The sequence below is a fragment of the Arthrobacter sp. 05T45 genome (assembly GCF_056395875.1).
Map to the genome: position 1 here is coordinate 420,250 of NZ_JBFTKI010000001.1, position 15,921 is coordinate 436,170.

Annotated in this window: 10 protein-coding genes; 9 read left to right on the forward strand and 1 reads right to left on the reverse strand. The window is 67.9% G+C overall.

Annotated elements, in window-relative coordinates:
* Positions 1 to 158: 158 nt before the first annotated feature.
* Together guaB and AC1DGD_RS02025 are read left to right on the forward strand one after the other, a co-directional pair.
* Complete coding sequence (gene guaB / locus AC1DGD_RS02020) at positions 159 to 1,670, forward strand: IMP dehydrogenase (RefSeq protein WP_018773740.1); 1,512 nt, start codon at positions 159 to 161, stop codon at positions 1,668 to 1,670.
* Between the two features lie 132 nt (positions 1,671 to 1,802).
* The gene (locus tag AC1DGD_RS02025) at positions 1,803 to 3,653 is read left to right on the forward strand and encodes an ABC transporter ATP-binding protein (protein ID WP_028275742.1); all 1,851 of its coding nucleotides are present in this window, start codon (positions 1,803 to 1,805) and stop codon (positions 3,651 to 3,653) included.
* On the opposite strand, the gene AC1DGD_RS02030 is transcribed toward AC1DGD_RS02025, so the two are convergent.
* Positions 3,640 to 4,272 (reverse strand): hypothetical protein, encoded by a 633-nt coding sequence (locus AC1DGD_RS02030; RefSeq protein ID WP_476855728.1) that lies wholly within the window; start codon positions 4,270 to 4,272, stop codon positions 3,640 to 3,642. The genes AC1DGD_RS02025 and AC1DGD_RS02030 overlap by 14 nt on opposite strands.
* A 54-nt stretch (positions 4,273 to 4,326) precedes the next feature.
* Here AC1DGD_RS02030 and AC1DGD_RS02035 point away from each other — a divergent pair, with 54 nt between their 5' ends.
* From AC1DGD_RS02035 to AC1DGD_RS02065, 7 genes are all read left to right on the forward strand, one after another.
* Complete coding sequence (locus AC1DGD_RS02035) at positions 4,327 to 5,463, forward strand: GuaB3 family IMP dehydrogenase-related protein (RefSeq protein WP_230007196.1); 1,137 nt, start codon at positions 4,327 to 4,329, stop codon at positions 5,461 to 5,463.
* A gap of 92 nt (positions 5,464 to 5,555) precedes the next feature.
* A complete protein-coding gene (locus AC1DGD_RS02040; protein WP_028275740.1) occupies positions 5,556 to 7,307 on the forward strand; it encodes a glycerol-3-phosphate dehydrogenase/oxidase in 1,752 nt (583 codons plus the stop codon).
* 89 nt (positions 7,308 to 7,396) lie between these two features.
* Complete coding sequence (locus tag AC1DGD_RS02045; RefSeq protein ID WP_028275739.1) at positions 7,397 to 7,885, forward strand: PTS sugar transporter subunit IIA; 489 nt, start codon at positions 7,397 to 7,399, stop codon at positions 7,883 to 7,885.
* Positions 7,886 to 8,054: 169 nt separating this feature from the next.
* Positions 8,055 to 8,972, forward strand: coding sequence for an SURF1 family protein (locus AC1DGD_RS02050; RefSeq protein ID WP_476855729.1), 918 nt, complete (start codon positions 8,055 to 8,057; stop codon positions 8,970 to 8,972).
* The gene (locus AC1DGD_RS02055) at positions 8,969 to 9,478 is read left to right on the forward strand and encodes a DUF3817 domain-containing protein (protein ID WP_028275738.1); all 510 of its coding nucleotides are present in this window, start codon (positions 8,969 to 8,971) and stop codon (positions 9,476 to 9,478) included. Before AC1DGD_RS02050 ends, AC1DGD_RS02055 begins: the two co-directional genes overlap by 4 nt.
* Before the next feature lie 174 nt (positions 9,479 to 9,652).
* Entirely contained in the window at positions 9,653 to 11,242 is a 1,590-nt protein-coding gene (gene guaA / locus AC1DGD_RS02060) for a glutamine-hydrolyzing GMP synthase (RefSeq protein ID WP_079550220.1), read from the forward strand.
* Between the two features lie 308 nt (positions 11,243 to 11,550).
* Positions 11,551 to 15,861 (forward strand): AAA family ATPase, encoded by a 4,311-nt coding sequence (locus AC1DGD_RS02065; protein ID WP_476855730.1) that lies wholly within the window; start codon positions 11,551 to 11,553, stop codon positions 15,859 to 15,861.
* The last annotated feature ends 60 nt before the right edge of the window (positions 15,862 to 15,921 follow it).

A 15,921-nucleotide genomic window follows, 5' to 3' on the forward strand; every position in this document is an offset into this window, starting at 1 on the left:
CGCCGCCAAGGTTCTACTATTTATTGAGGACTTCTGCACGAATCATCTGCACGAACCTTCTGCATGACCTTCTGCACAGGCCAGACCCGTAATGACGGGCTGGTCATCTGTTGCAACCCCTACCCGTGAACCCGTAACCCAAGGTAAGAGGCGCACTCATGACCCAGCCCGAACACGATCCCTTCGGCTTCATCGGCCTGACGTACGACGACGTCCTGCTCCTGCCCGGCCACACCGACGTGATCCCCTCGGAAGCGGACACGTCGTCCCGGATCTCCAAGCGCATCACGGTCCAGACCCCGCTGCTCTCCGCCGCGATGGACACCGTCACGGAGTCCCGGATGGCCATCGCCATGGCCCGCCAGGGCGGTCTCGGCGTCGTGCACCGCAACCTCTCCATCGCCGACCAGGCCGACCAGGTGGACCGGGTCAAGCGCAGCGAATCCGGCATGATCACCAACCCCCTGACCATCGGCCCCGAGGCCACGCTGGCCGAGCTGGACGAAATCTGCGCACGCTACCGCGTTTCCGGCCTGCCGGTCGTGGACGAGGGCAACAGGCTGCTGGGCATCGTCACGAACCGCGACACCCGCTTCGTGCCCGAATCCGATTTCCCGCTGCGGCTGGTCAGCGATGTCATGACCAAGATGCCGCTCGTGACCGGACACGTCGGCATCAGCCGCGAGGAAGCCTCGCACAAGCTGGCCACGAACAAGATCGAGAAGCTCCCGCTCGTTGACGAGCAGGGCCGGCTCAAGGGCCTGATCACCACGAAGGACTTCACCAAGGCCGAGCAGTACCCGCTCGCCACCAAGGACGACGAAGGCCGCCTGCGCGTCGGCGCGGCGATCGGCTTCTTCGGCGACGGCTGGGAACGCGCCATGGCGCTGATCGACGCCGGTGTGGATGCCCTCTTCGTGGACACCGCGAACGGCCACTCCCAGGGTGTGCTGGAAATGATCCGCCGGCTCAAGTCCGATCCCGTTGCCGCGCACGTGGACATCATCGGCGGCCAGGCCGCCACCCGCGAAGGCGCCCAGGCCCTGATCGACGCCGGTGCCGACGGCATCAAGGTCGGCGTCGGTCCCGGGTCCATCTGCACCACCCGTGTGGTGGCCGGCGTCGGCGTCCCGCAGATCACGGCCATTTACGAGTCGGCGAAGGCCGCCATCCCGGCCGGCGTGCCGCTGATCGCCGACGGCGGCCTGCAATACTCCGGTGACATCGGCAAGGCGCTCGTCGCCGGCGCCGACACCGTGATGCTCGGTTCCCTCCTGGCCGGTTGCGACGAATCCCCGGGCGACCTGATTTTCGTCAACGGCAAGCAGTTCAAGAGCTACCGCGGCATGGGCTCCCTCGGCGCCATGCAGACCCGCGGCAAGAACACCTCGTACTCCAAGGACCGCTACTTCCAGGCCGACGTCTCCGGCGATGACAAGCTCATCCCGGAAGGCATCGAGGGCCGGGTCGCGTACCGCGGTCCGCTGTCGTCGGTGGCGTACCAGCTGGTCGGCGGGCTCCGCCAGACCATGTTCTACACCGGCGCACCGACCGTGGCGGAGCTGAAGGCGCGCGGCAAGTTCGTCCGCATCACCGCGGCCGGGCTCAAGGAGTCGCACCCGCATGACATCCAGATGACGGTCGAAGCCCCGAACTACGGGTCGCGCTAAGACCCGCTGCCCGAACCGGGTGAGCCCGCCGAAACCACAGTTTCGGCGGGCTCACCCAGTTTAAGGGCGCCCCGAATCCCGGCGGCAGTGCCGCTCACGCCCGGCTCCGGGTCCCGGAACTAGGCTGGAGGCATGTCCGAACTCCTGCCGGCACGCGCGCCCAAACGCAAGCTCGCGCTCAAGCCCTACGCCCGCGCCGTGGCACAAGTGCTGCGGGTGAGCTTCCGCGCCTCGCCCGCCGCCGTCGTCATGAAGGTCCTGGGCTCGCTGATCTCGGCACTGCTGCCGCTGGTCACGACGTACTTCGCCGCCCTGACCACCACGGCGCTGGCCGCCGCCTACGCGGGCGACGCCGACGCCGGCGCGCAGGCCGTCGTGTACGTCATCATCACCGCGGCACTCGGGCTCTTCTGGGGATCGTTCAGCAGCGTGGACCGCTACATCCAGCAGCTCATGAGTTTCCGGGTCGGCGCGATCGTCGGTGACCTGATGTACGAGCGCTTCCTGACCCTGGACTTCTGGCGCTACGACGACAAAGAGACCGTGGACCTGTACGACCGGGCGAAGCGTTTCTCCGACTCCTACGCCCGCGTCCTGGACCGGATCGCCGCCATTTTCACCCAGCTGGTCTCCGTGCTGCTGGCGATCGGCGCGCTGCTGCTGGTCAGCTGGTGGATCGCCGTGATCGTCCTGGTTGCGATCGTCCCCAGCGTCTACCTGCAGTTCAAGCTCTCCCGCGAACAGATCGCGCACTGGAACACCCAGGTCGATTCGCGCCGGCAGCGCAGGATGATCGAAACCAACCTCCTGCGGCCGCAGCACATCGCCGAGATGCGGCTTTACGGGATTGTCGGCTACCTGATGGGCCTGCGCTCCCGCCTGCGGGACGCCGATGAAAAGCGCCGGCTGGACTTCCAGAAGCGCTACATCCCCAAACAGCTCGCGGCCGATGCCCTGCAGTACGGCGCCGAGGTGGTCTCGCTGATCTGGGTGGTGGGCCAGATCATCGCCCGGGCCCAGCCGGTGGGGCAGTTCCTCTATGTCCAGCAGATTGTCAGCCGCGCCCTCTCGACCGCCAACAGCCTCGTCTCCTCACTGAGCTCAATCGACGAGGACCTGGCGAACCTCACGGACTACGAGCTCTTCATGGCCCTGCCCGTGCCGTCCGGCCACGCGCCGCCGCTGCTGCAGGCGCCGAAGACGGTGGAACTGCGGGACATCCGCTTCACGTACACCGGCAGCGAACTGGAGGTGATCCGCGGCATTTCGATGACCATCAGGCAGGGCCAGCACATCGCGATCGTGGGGGAGAACGGCGCCGGCAAGTCCACCCTGATCCGTATCCTGGCCGGGCTGTACCGTCCCGACTCCGGGCAGGTGATGCTCGACGGCGTGGACCTCGCGGCCGTCGACGTCACCTCCTGGCACCGGCACCTGGCGGTGCTCAGCCAGGAGTTCCTGAAGTATGAATTCGCCACCGCGGCGGAAAACATCTTCTTCGGCGACGTCGATTCGCCCCGCGACGACGGACGGGTCCGGCGCTCCGCCGCGGATGCCGAGGCCCTCGAATTCATCAACAAACTGCCCAACGGCCTGGACAACCACGTCAGCAACTGGATGGAGGACCCGCGCGGGCGGAAGGGCTCCGGCCTTTCCGGCGGGCAGTGGCAGCGGCTGGCGATGGCCCGGAACTTCTACCGCGGCGCATCGTTCATGGTGATGGACGAGCCGACGTCGGCCATCGACGCGCTGGCGGAACACCGGATCTTCACGCGGCTCTTCGCCGACCGCAGCAGCACCATCATCGCCATCAGCCACCGCCTGGCCACGATCGAGAAGGCCGATGTGGTCTACATGCTCGAGGAAGGCCGCATCGTGGAACAAGGCACCCACAGGGAACTTGTGGCGCGCCGCGGCCGGTACTTCCGGATGTTCGAGTCCCAGCTCACCGTCCCGGACACCGAGAACGTCAGCGGCGAGTAAGCGGAGCGCCCTCGATGGTCGTCCGCACCCGGGCCAGGCTGGGTTCGGGCGGGACGCTGCTGAAGCCGAAGCTGACGGCGGGGCGGATGGCGGTGAGCGGGCCGGCGTCGGCGCCGTCCCAGCTGACGGTCGCGGAGTCGATGCGGTGCAGATCGGTGACCCCGTAGTATTCCCGCCGGCCGCCCTTGGCCGTGCCCGCAGTGCGCACGCCGGGGAAGATTCTGCCCGCAATGGGGTTGACCGCACGCAGCCAGCGCGGATGCACCGCCAGAGCCCGGGGGACCAGCCGCGCCACGGCGCCCAGCCGGGTGCGGGACCCGAGCCGGGCGCGGATCCGCAGCGGCCCGGCGTCGACGGCGAGCTGCCCCGCCCCATGCTCTGATGCCAGGGGCACGATGCAGGTCTCGTCGAAGTTATAGACCGCGCTGATGAAGCCGGCGGCCTCGACGCTCGGTGCCAGCAGGATCCGGTGGCCGGAGGGCAGCTGGACCATCGCGTCGGTGAAGGACCCGAACGGGGACTGCGTCCACAGGCCCACCACCGCGCGCAGGCCCGATCCCGTGCCGAGTCCGGCAATGTGTCCGTCGAAGATCCAACGCTGTCCGTTACGCCAAAGCATGACGCCACAGTACGCCGAAGCGGCGCCCCGCGTCCGCTGGGATAACCTAGAGCAGTGACTTACGAGATTGAGATTGGCCGTGGCAAGCGTGGGCGTCGTGCCTACTCCCTGGATGACATTGCGATCGTCCCCAACCGGCGCACCCGTGACCCCAAGGACGTCTCCGTCTCCTGGCAGATCGATGCCTACAAGTTCGACATGCCGGTCATCGCGGCGCCGATGGATTCGGCCATGTCGCCGGAGACCGTCATCGCCCTGGGCCGCCTCGGCGGACTCGGTGTGCTCGACCTCGAAGGCCTGTGGACCCGGTACGAGAACCCGCAGTCCGTACTGGACGAAATCGCGGGCCTCGCTGACGAGACCAACAGCCCGGCCGTCACCCGGCGCATGCAGGAGCTCTACCAGGCGCCGATCCAGCCTGAGCTGATCACCTCCCGCCTCGCCGAGATCCGCGCCGCCGGCGTCACGGTGGCCGGCTCCCTGACCCCGCAGCGTACGCAGGAACACTACAAGACCGTGGTGGCCGCCGGCGTCGACATCTTCGTCATCCGCGGGACCACTGTCTCGGCCGAGCACGTCTCCAAGGACCACGAGCCGCTAAACCTCAAGCAGTTCATCTACGAACTCGACGTCCCCGTGATCGTCGGCGGGGCGGCGGGCTACACCCCGGCCCTGCACCTGATGCGCACCGGCGCCGCCGGCGTGCTGGTCGGCTTCGGCGGCGGAGCCACCACCACCACCCGGCGCGCCCTGGGCATCCACTCGCCCATGGCCTCCGCGATCTCCGACGTCGCGGCGGCCCGCCGGGACTACATGGACGAGTCCGGTGGACGCTACGTCCATGTGATCGCCGACGGCGGCATGGGCTCCTCCGGCGACATCGTCAAAGCCATCGCCATGGGCGCCGACGCCGTGATGCTGGGCAGCGCCCTGGCCCGCGCCGACGAAGCCCCCGGCAAGGGCTGGCACTGGGGCCAGGAAGCCCACCACCTCGAACTGCCCCGCGGCGACAGGGTCAACGTGGGAACGGTCGGGCCGCTCGAAGAGGTTCTGTTCGGGCCCGGCCACCACACCAACGGCACCTCCAACCTCGTCGGCGCGCTGCGCCGTTCAATGGCGACCACCGGCTACTCGGACCTGAAGGAATTCCAGCGCGTCGACGTCGTCGTCTCGCCGTACGCCGGCAACTGAAACCGCGCGCGGGCCGTTGAGGGCCCTGCCCATCCGGGAAACTTGGACGTAGTCTGGTGCCCTACGAGGTTTGATCCGGATGGAGGCGTGACATGAACAGTTTTCCCGGCGGTTCTGCCGAGGCCGGAGGTGCCCTCGGGCCAGCGGCTCGCGAGGCTTCAATCACTGTGCTCAGGGGCAGCACCGCCCCCGGCAAAGAGCTCGACATCCTGATCGTGGGCGGAGGCATCGTGGGTGCCGGCGCCGCCCTCGACGCCGTGACCCGCGGGCTCAGTGTGGGCATCGTCGAGGCGAACGACTGGGCTGCGGGGACGTCGTCGCGGTCCTCGAAGCTCATCCACGGTGGCCTCCGGTACCTCGAAATGCTCGACTTCGGCCTGGTCAAAGAGGCACTGCATGAGCGCGGCCTCATTCTCTCCGTCCTGGCGCCGCACCTGGCCCGGCCGGTCCCGTTCCTGTACCCGCTCCACAAACCATTCCTGGAGCGGCCCTATGTCGGCGCCGGAATCGCCCTGTACGACGCGATGTCCATCACCGGCGGGCACAGCCGCGGCGTCCCCTTCCACAAGCACCTGTCCCGGCGAGGGACCCTGCGCGCCGCCCCCAGCCTCAAGGACGACGCCTTCGTCGGATCCATCCGCTACTACGACGGCCAGGTCGACGACGCCAAGTACGTCGCCAACCTCGTGCGGACCGCGGCGCACTACGGCGCCCACGCGGTCAACCAGATGTCGGTTGTGGACTTCGTGCGCGAGGGCGAGCGCGTGGTCGGCGCCAAGGTGGTCAATCACGAGGACGGCTCCAGCTTCAAAATCCGCGCCAAGCAGGTCATCAACGCCACCGGGGTCTGGACGGACGAGACCCAGGCCATGGTGACAGACCGCGGGCAGCTCAAGGTGCGGGCGTCCAAGGGCATCCACCTCGTGGTGCCCCGCGACCGGATCCAGTCCACGGTGGGGCTGATCCTGAGGACCGAGAAATCCGTGCTCTTCGTGATCCCCTGGGGCAGGCACTGGATCATCGGGACCACTGACACCGACTGGCACCTCGACAAGGCCCACCCCGCGGCCTCCAGCAAGGACATCGACTACCTGCTCGAGCACGTCAACAAGGTCCTCAAGCGCCCGCTGACCCGCGAGGACGTCGAGGGCGTCTACGCGGGGCTGCGGCCGCTGCTGGCCGGGGAAAGCGATTCCACCGCGAAGCTCTCCCGCGAACACGTGGTGGCCCACCCCGTGCCGGGTCTCGTGGTGGTGGCGGGCGGTAAATGGACCACCTACCGGGTCATGGCCAAGGACGCGGTCGACGAGGCGACGCGCAGCATGGACGAGCGCGTCCCGGCCAGCTGCACGGAATCCGTCCCGTTGCTGGGGGCGAGCGGTTTCAAGGCCGCGTGGAACCAGCGGAACCGGATGGCGGAGGAGACCGGCGTCCACGTTGCCCGGATCGAACACCTCCTCAACCGCTACGGTGCCATGACGCCGGAGGTCCTGGCGCTCATCGCCGACAGCCCGGAACTGGCCGAACCGTTGCCGGGTGCTGACGACTATTTGGCCGCCGAAGCCGTCTACGCGGCCACGCATGAGGGCGCCCGGCACGTCCAGGACGTCCTGACCCGCCGCACCCGGATTTCGATTGAAGCGTGGGACCGCGGTGTGTCCGCCGCTCCGGTAGTCGCTAAACTAATGGGAGACGTTCTCGGCTGGAGTGATGCGCAGCGCGAGGGCGAAATCAAGCACTATCTGGCCCGGGTTGATGCCGAGCGCCTGAGCCAACAGCAGCCGGACGACGAATCCGCCGACGCCGCACGGCTGGGCGTGGAGGACATCGTGCCCCTGCGCTAAGACTCAGCGCCGGCCGGCAGTGCAGGATTACAACGCTAGTCATTGGACTGCCGGCCGGCGTCACTGACGCCACTTCGAAGGGACATCTCTTGGCGGAACCACTGGACCGGTACGACGCCGAGCTCACCACACCCGAGATGGTGATCCTCGAAATGGATGCCACGGACAAGCTCGACGCCACTGCCCAGCTCGCTGAACGCATGCATGCTGCCGGACGAATCTCCGATCTCGAGGGCTTCCTCAAGCAGGTCAATGCCCGGGAGCACCAGCTCGCCACCGGCCTGCCCGGCGGTGTCGGCCTGCCGCACGCCCGCAGCGAGCTCGTGTCACAGACATCCATCGCGGTCGGCATCACGAAGTACGGCAGGGCGCTGGACTTCGGCGCGGCCGACGGCCCGGCCACAGTGATTCTGCTCATCGCCACCCCGGCGAGCTCCTTTTCCGATCACCTCGAAGTGCTCGCGACGCTGGCACGCTCACTGTCGAAAGAGTCCTTCCGCGAATCGCTCCGCCGCGCCTACGACGCCGAAGTGATCGCCGAACTGATCAATTCCAGCCTGGTGTTCTTCGACCACTGAGATTGGGGCAGGCCCTTTCGTGTCGACTCCGTCGCCACGCAGGGACCCGGCTGCCCCTCTCTAGGGGCAGGCCCTTTCGTGTCGACTCCGTCGCCACGCAGGGACCCGGCTGCCCCACTCTCGATGGCCCGTTTCGCTGTTCTACACAGGGACGAAGTACCTTTAAGGGGTGCTGAAAACTGCCCTCAAACCCCGCTGGATCGCAGGACTCGTGTTCGCGATCGCCATTTCCGGGGTCTTTGTGCTGCTCAGCCAGTGGCAATTCGGCCGTTCAACGCAGGCCGAAGCCCCGGTCTCCACCACAACGGAGCAAACGCGGCAGCTGACCTCGGTCCTGCAGCCGGGTGGTTTCTTCCCCGGATCCGTGGCTGACCAGATGGTCTCCGCCACCGGCAGCTACGACCCACAGAAGCAGGTCCTCGTCCCCGGCCGGCTCAATGACGGTGCGAAGGGCTACTGGATCCTGTCGGCCTTCGCCGTCAAGGATGCCCCGGCCCTAAAAGGCGGCGGGGCCACACCGCAGACCTGGATTCCGGTCGCACGCGGATGGGTGGCGGATCCCGCGGATGCCGTGGCGCCGCCGTCGGGCACCATCGAACTGACCGGGCGGCTGTTGCCGTCCGAGTCCCCGCTGCCGCGGACGGATCCCGGACCCGGCCGCGCCAGCGCCGTCTCGGTTGCCGAACTCATCAACGACTGGAACGTCAGCAGCTACCCGGGCTTTGTCGCAGCGACCACCGAACTGGCCGGCGGCACCGACGTCGGGGCCGCGGCCGCAGGCGGCGACGTCAAACCCCTCCGGATCGGCCCGCAGCCGCCCGCGCAGCAGGTCAACTGGCTCAACCTCTTTTATTCCGTGGAATGGGTGGTCTTCGCCGGTTTCGCGTTGTTCATCTGGTGGCGGCTCGTCAAGGACGACTACCGCCGCGACCTCGAAGACGCGCTCGACGAGGAAACGGCCGGCGAAGAGCCCCCAACCGACCGCCACGCGGCCCACCACAACGCGGCCCACCACCAGGCGGCCCAAACGCCCACCGACTCCCATCCCACAGCCCCCCAACCCACAGACCCGAGAGTGCAATCATGATCGAGCCCCAGCCCGCCATCCAGCCGCAGTCCACCAACGGCACGGGGAAAGCCGGGAAGAAGCGCCGCTTCGGCGGCACCGAGGCCCAAATCCGGTCCGCCCTGAAGTTCTACAAGGTGCTCGCCTACCTGACGGGCACGATGCTGCTGCTGCTCTGCGCCGAACTGATCGCCCGGTACGGCTTCGGTCAGTACCTCTTCGCCGGCGGCACCAACGCCGTCACCGGCCAGCCGTTCGGCCTCGGATTCGCCGACGCCGAGCCGCCAGGGGTGATCGGGGGCGTCAACCTCTCCATCACGGTCCTGATCGTGCACGGCTGGATGTACGTCGTGTACCTGATTTCCAACTTCCGGCTGTGGTCGCTCATGCGCTGGCCGTTCACCAAGCTGGTGGTTATGGCCCTGGGTGGCGTCGTGCCGTTCCTGTCCTTCTTCGTCGAGAAGAAGTTCCACGCCGAGGTCGAGGCCGAACTCGCAGCAAACCCGCAGGCGCCCCAGCGGTACTGAACCCCTCCTGACCCGGCGCCCTTCCTGATCCGTCCCGATCAGTCCTTCCGGAACAGTGACACGACGCCGGCAGCCGCCGTCGGGCATGTGAGTTCGCTTACCTCGGCCCGCGATTCGGGCCCGCACCGGCTTCTCAATGTGCGGGCGGGCAGCGGCGCAAAGTAGGCTAGTGGGGTGACTACTCCCACTGCATCCCAGACGTCCCACAGGCCGGTTCTGGTTGTTGACTACGGTGCCCAGTACGCGCAGCTGATTGCCCGCCGCGTCCGGGAAGCGAATGTGTATTCGGAAGTGGTTCCGCATACGTACAGCACCGAGCAGCTGCTGGCCAAGAATCCCGCCGCGATCATCCTCTCGGGAGGGCCCTCGAGCGTCTACGCCGACGGCGCCCCCAGCGTCGGTGCCGACCTCTTCGAGGCCGGCGTCCCGGTGTTCGGCATCTGCTACGGCTTCCAGGCCATGGCCAACGCCCTCGGCGGCAAGGTGGCCCAGACGGGCCTGCGCGAATACGGCGCCACCGAGACCACCACCCTCGGCGAGGGCCGCTCCATCCTGGCCGGCATGCCCCAGCACCAGAGCACCTGGATGAGCCACGGCGACTCCGTTCACGAAGCCCCCGAGGGCTTTGAGGTCCTGGCGACGACGGCGGGCGCCGACGTCGCGGCGTTCGCCAATGAGGACAAGCGCCTCTACGGCGTCCAGTGGCACCCCGAAGTCAAGCACTCGGCCTACGGCCAGCAGGTCCTGGAAAACTTCCTCTTCAAGGGCGCCGGGCTGGAACCGAACTGGACCACCGGCAACATTCTGGAAGAGCAGGTCCAGCGGATCCGTGACCAGATCGGCGACGCCAGGGTCATCTGCGGCCTCTCCGGCGGCGTCGACTCGGCTGTGGCCGCCGCCCTGGTACAGCGCGCCGTCGGCGACCAGCTGACCTGCGTCTTCGTGGACCACGGGCTGTTGCGCGAGGGCGAAGCCGAACAGGTCGAACGCGACTTCGTGGCCGCCACCGGCGTCAAGCTCTACGTCGCCAACGAGCAGGAGCGCTTCCTGAGCGCCCTAGCCGGCGTCAGCGATCCCGAGACCAAACGCAAGATCATCGGCCGCGAATTCATCCGCGCCTTCGAGGAAGCCGAACTGGCGATCATCGCCGAGGCAGCGGCGCACGGGGAGAAGATCAAGTTCCTCGTCCAGGGCACCCTGTACCCCGACGTCGTCGAATCCGGCGGCGGCGAGGGTGCGGCCAACATCAAGAGCCACCACAACGTGGGCGGGCTCCCCGAGGACCTGCAGTTTGAACTGGTTGAACCGCTGCGCGCCCTGTTCAAGGACGAGGTCCGCGCGGTCGGTGCCCAGCTCGGCCTGCCGCAGGAAATCGTCGGCCGCCAGCCGTTCCCCGGCCCGGGCCTCGGCATCCGGATTGTCGGCGATGTCACCAAAGAACGCCTGGACCTGCTCCGCAAGGCCGACGCGATCGCCCGCGCCGAGCTGACCGCGGCCGGACTGGATGACGAAGTGTGGCAGATGCCCGTGGTGCTGCTGGCGGACGTCCGCAGCGTGGGCGTCCAGGGCGACGGCCGCACTTACGGACACCCGATTGTCCTGCGCCCCGTGTCCTCCGAGGACGCCATGACCGCCGACTGGTCGCGGCTGCCCTACGATCTCCTGGCCCGGATTTCCAACCGGATCACCAACGAGGTGGAAGGCGTCAACCGCGTGGTGCTGGATGTGACCAGCAAGCCGCCGGGAACCATCGAGTGGGAATAGCAATCTGAGTGGCCGGCCTTTCGAGGCCGGCCATTTCATTTTGTTCCTGACAATGTTTCTGACAATTCAGCCTGAATTTCGCACCGCCCAGTGTTGCGGCCCCGCACCTGCGGGGGATTCGGGCTACCCTCGAAAGCATGCCGGTATGGTCCAAGGCGTCCCGCGCGAGCCTGGCAACCGCGACCACACAAGATGCGGCCAGGGAAAGCGCGGACGCAACACAGACGAGCGTTGATACGACGAACCCGCCAGAGTCGAGCCCGCCGCGGTCCGGCACAGAGAAGTCGAGCACAGAAAAGAAGGCAGCAGTGTCAGTTGGTCAAGGCCACCCCGAGGGCTCCGAGGAGTTCAGGAAATGGCTGTCGGGGCTCAAGCCCGTCACCGGTGCAGATACCATGCTGCGCTTCACCAAGACGCCCGAAGGCTCAATTGACCTGACTCATGCCCATCCCTCGGGGCTCGCCCAGCTGATGGCAGGGCGGCGTACCCGGCTCTCGACCCTGATCCGCGACCGCCAGCAATTCGTTGTCGCGGCCAGGGCATCACGAAACCTGCGCTCCAAGATTTTCGAACTCGCCAATGACCGCGGCATCGACGCGGGGTATTTCTCCGCCGGCACGGTCGTCTGGACGTCCGCCGTCGGCGGTAAGCCGCAACGGATCTCGGCCCCGGTCATGCTCACCGCCATATCCCTCACTGTGCGCCCCGGCGAGGACGACTATGAGTTGCAGCTCACCGAACAGGCGCAGATCAACCCGGCGCTGGTCCGGCACCTCAAGACCGTCCACGGGATCGTTTTCGACGTCAACGCGGTGACGCGGATGGCGTACAGCACGGCCCGTTACGACCCGCAGCCCGTTCTGGACCGCCTGGGCACCCTGGTCCAGCCGATTCACGGCGCGGAGGTCGAACACAACCTGCTCGTCTCCACCTTCGCCGACCTCTCCGGCAACCTCGATGATCCGTGGATCAACCAGAACAACCCCCTGGTCACCGCGCTGGCCCGGTCCGGTTCCGGCGAACTGGTCGACGTGCCTGCTCTGGAACCCGGCCGCTTCCCCAGCACGGACGACCGTGACCCCGCGGACGAGCTTCTGCTGCTCGACGCCGACACGGACCAGCAGTATGTGGTCGACGCCGTCCGGGCGGGCGACTCGCTGGTGGTCAGCAGCCCGCCGGGCACGGGCCAGACCCAGACAGTCATCAACACCATCGGCGCCCTGGTGGACGAGGGCAAGTCCGTCCTGGTGGTTGGCGACAGGCGGGCCAGCCTCGCCGAGATCTCCGGGCAGCTGGATGGCCTCGGCCTGGATTCGGTCCTCTTGCAGCTGACGGGCAGCGCCAGCCCGCTGCAGCTGAAGGGCCAGCTGGTCCGGGCGATCGTCCGCAACGAGAAGTCGCTGCAGCCGCAACTGAGCAACCTGCACGCCACCCTGACCGGGCACCGCCACGCCCTCATGGACCACGTAGCCTCCCTGCACAACGTCCGGGCGCGCTGGGGTTGCTCGCCGTATGAGGCCATGCAGTCCCTTGCAGAGCTGACCTCCATCCAGCCGGCACCGGCGACGACCGTCCGGCTCAAGCGCAGCGTGCTGGACAATATCCGGGACCGCGAGGAGCTCGCAGGCCGGCTCCGCCGCGCCGCCGAGCTCGGCAGCTTCAGCCGGGCGTCGACCACCAGCCCCTGGCACGGCGCGCGCCTGCTGACCCGCAAGGAGACGCAGGAAGCGCAGGGCGTTGCCCAGTCCGTTGCGGAAAAACTGCCGTTGCTGCGCGGGCGCATGGATGCCGTGGCGGAACACGCAGAGATCCGGCTCGGCCGGACCTTCGCCGAATGGGGCGAGCAGATTGAACTTCTCGTGGCCGTCCGCGAAAGTCTGGACAAATTCACTCCCGACATCTTTGACCGGCCCGTCCACGACCTGATCTCGGCCACCGCGTCCTCTGCCTGGCGCAGGGAACGCGGGATCGAAATGCCGTCCATGCAGCGCTCACGCCTGCGCAGGGTGGCCAAGGAGTACGTCCGGCCCGGCGTGCACATCGCGGACCTGCACAGCTCCCTGGTCCTCGTGCAGGAACAGCGCGCCGCCTGGTCCGGCTACGCGACCACGCAGCGGCACCCGGCCGTGCCGTCCGGGCTGGCTGAAATCAGCGGCCTTTACCGGGAGCTCGCAGCGGAACTGGCTGAACTGGGCCTGGCTGTCAAGCACACCGCCGCCGGCGGCGACTTGGAGCGCGCACCCTACGACGAACTCCTGCCCCGGGTGCGGCGGCTCGTCGCCGACACCGCGACCCTTGAAACCCTTCCGGAGCGCACGCTGCTCGTCGAAAGCATGCGAGAGCACGGCCTGGGCGAGCTTCTCGCCGACCTTGCCGAGCGAGAGGTCCCGGAGGGTTCGGTGACCGCCGAACTCGAGCTGGCCTGGTGGCAGTCGGCCCTGGAGGCCATGATCAGCGGCGATGACTACCTCGCCATGTCCGACGGCGACGCCCTGCGCCAGCTTGAGGCGGAGTACCGTCTCGCGGACAACGCCCATATCGCCAGCGGCGCTGCCCGGCTGCGCTGGAACCTGTCCGAGCGCTGGCGCACTGCCATCTCGGCGTACCCCCGCCAGGCCGAGCTGTTGCGCAGCCTGCTGAAGGACGGCCGGGTGACCCTGGCCGCCCTGAGCGGCCAGGCGCAGGAGCTGCTGCCCACACTGGTACCGGTGTGGTCCGTCAGCCCCTACCTCATGACGGGTCTGCTGCCGATCGAGCAGACCTTCGATGCCGTCGTGATCCTCGACGCCGAGACGACCTCGTTGCAGGCCGTCCTCCCGGCGATCGCCCGGTCCCGGCAGGTCATCGCCTTCGGCGACGAACAGATCGCCAGCCCCCGGACCTTTACCGTGGGCGTCGAACGGCTCGCCGCGGGGGAGAGCTCCTACCAAAGCGTTGAGAGCTCGTACCGGGCACTCTCTGCCGTGCTTCCGGTCTGGAACCTGAGGACCGTGTACCGTGCGGTCGATGAAGACCTGGTGCGCCAGCTCAGCAAGGGTTTTTACGGCGGGGAACTCACCCGCCTCCCGGAGGGCCAATCCGCCACAGGGCTGGACCGTACCCTCAGCGTGGAGTACCTCCCCGACGGCACGGGGCTGCCCAGCGCTGACCACGACGGCGTCGAATCGGTTGTTGCCGAGGTCAACCGCGCGGTGGAGCTGGTCTTCGAGCACGCCCGGCTCCGCCCCCGGACGTCGCTGGCCGTGGTGACCGGCAGCCTTCGCCATGCCGCCCGGATCGGCGAGGCCATCAGGGCGCAACTGCCCAACTACCCCATGCTGGGCAGCTTCTTCACTGCGGGGGATGAGTCCTTCCGCGTAGTGGATCTGGAACGGGCCCAGGGCCTGGTGCGCGACCACGTCATCTTTTCCCCGGGCTATGGCCGCACCCCGCATGGGCGCACCCTCCACAGCCTCGGGCCGCTTTCCGCCGAAGGTGGCCGAGCAAAATTCGCCCTGGCGATGACGCGTGCCCGCCGGTCCCTGCACGTGCTCAGCTGCTTCCGGCCCGAAGACCTTGATGTCAGCCGCCTCAGCCACGGCGCCGTGGACTTCTACGAGCTCCTGGACCGTGAGATCGCGGGCAACACGGATCTTGGCAGCCCCGCCTCCCGGGCCGCGGCCAGCGAGCAGGCGCTCGGCGCCGATCCGCTCGTGGCCGACCTGGGTGACCGGCTCCGGGCCCGCGGGGCACGGGTGTGGCACCAGTACGACGGTGTCCTGAACATGGTGGCGGCCGCCGATCCGATGACCACGATCGGCCAGGACGATGCGGAGATTCCCCGTCCGGTGGCGATCGAGTCGGATGGCACCAGCCACTACCGGCGGATGAGCGTCCGTGAACGGAGCAGGCTCCGGCCGCAGCTCCTGGAGCGGCTTGGCTGGCGGTACATGCCCCTGTGGACCATAGAGGTCTTCACCGACCCCTCGGCCTGCGCCGACCGGATTGGCGGGTACCTCGGGTTGGAGAAGCCCGCCGTGTCCAGCCGGCTGCGGACATCGCACGGTTTCTTCGACGACGGCATCGAGCATTTGGCGATTGACGAGGCGCGGGCCGCCGAGTACCACGTGGCGGCCGAACCCGCGGGACAGGTATTCCGCGGCCACGAAACTGCCGGCCAAGAATTCCGCCGGCAGGCACCAGCATCAGCAATGACAGGCAATACAGGCAGTAAGGAGGCCGGCGGCATGAGTGCGGACGGCATCACTAGCAACACCGGCGACACCGGCAACACGAACACCGGCAACACGAACGACGCCGGCGCCACCGGCGCCCGCGAAGCCGGCGCGGCGGGCGCCGCGGCCGACACCGCGGGGCCGAAGACCGGCGAGTCGACGGAGGCCGCGGCCGACACCGCAGGGTCGAAGGCCGGCGAATCGACCGGGGAATCGACCGGCGACGGGCCGGACCAGGAGGCCGCGAAGGAGACGTCCCGCCGTTCGGAGGCACAGGCCACCGTTCCGGAGGGTGTGCTGCCGAACAAGGCGGCGGAAGACGACCCCCGGCGCTGGGGTGACCAGCCTGATAATTACGATCACGACGCCTGGCTCCAGGAACAGAAGCCGCCGCACTGGGGCTGACGTGGCGGCCCGCAGCCCAGAGCCTGCGGGCGCGGCCCGCGTCGGAGCATACGGCCCGGG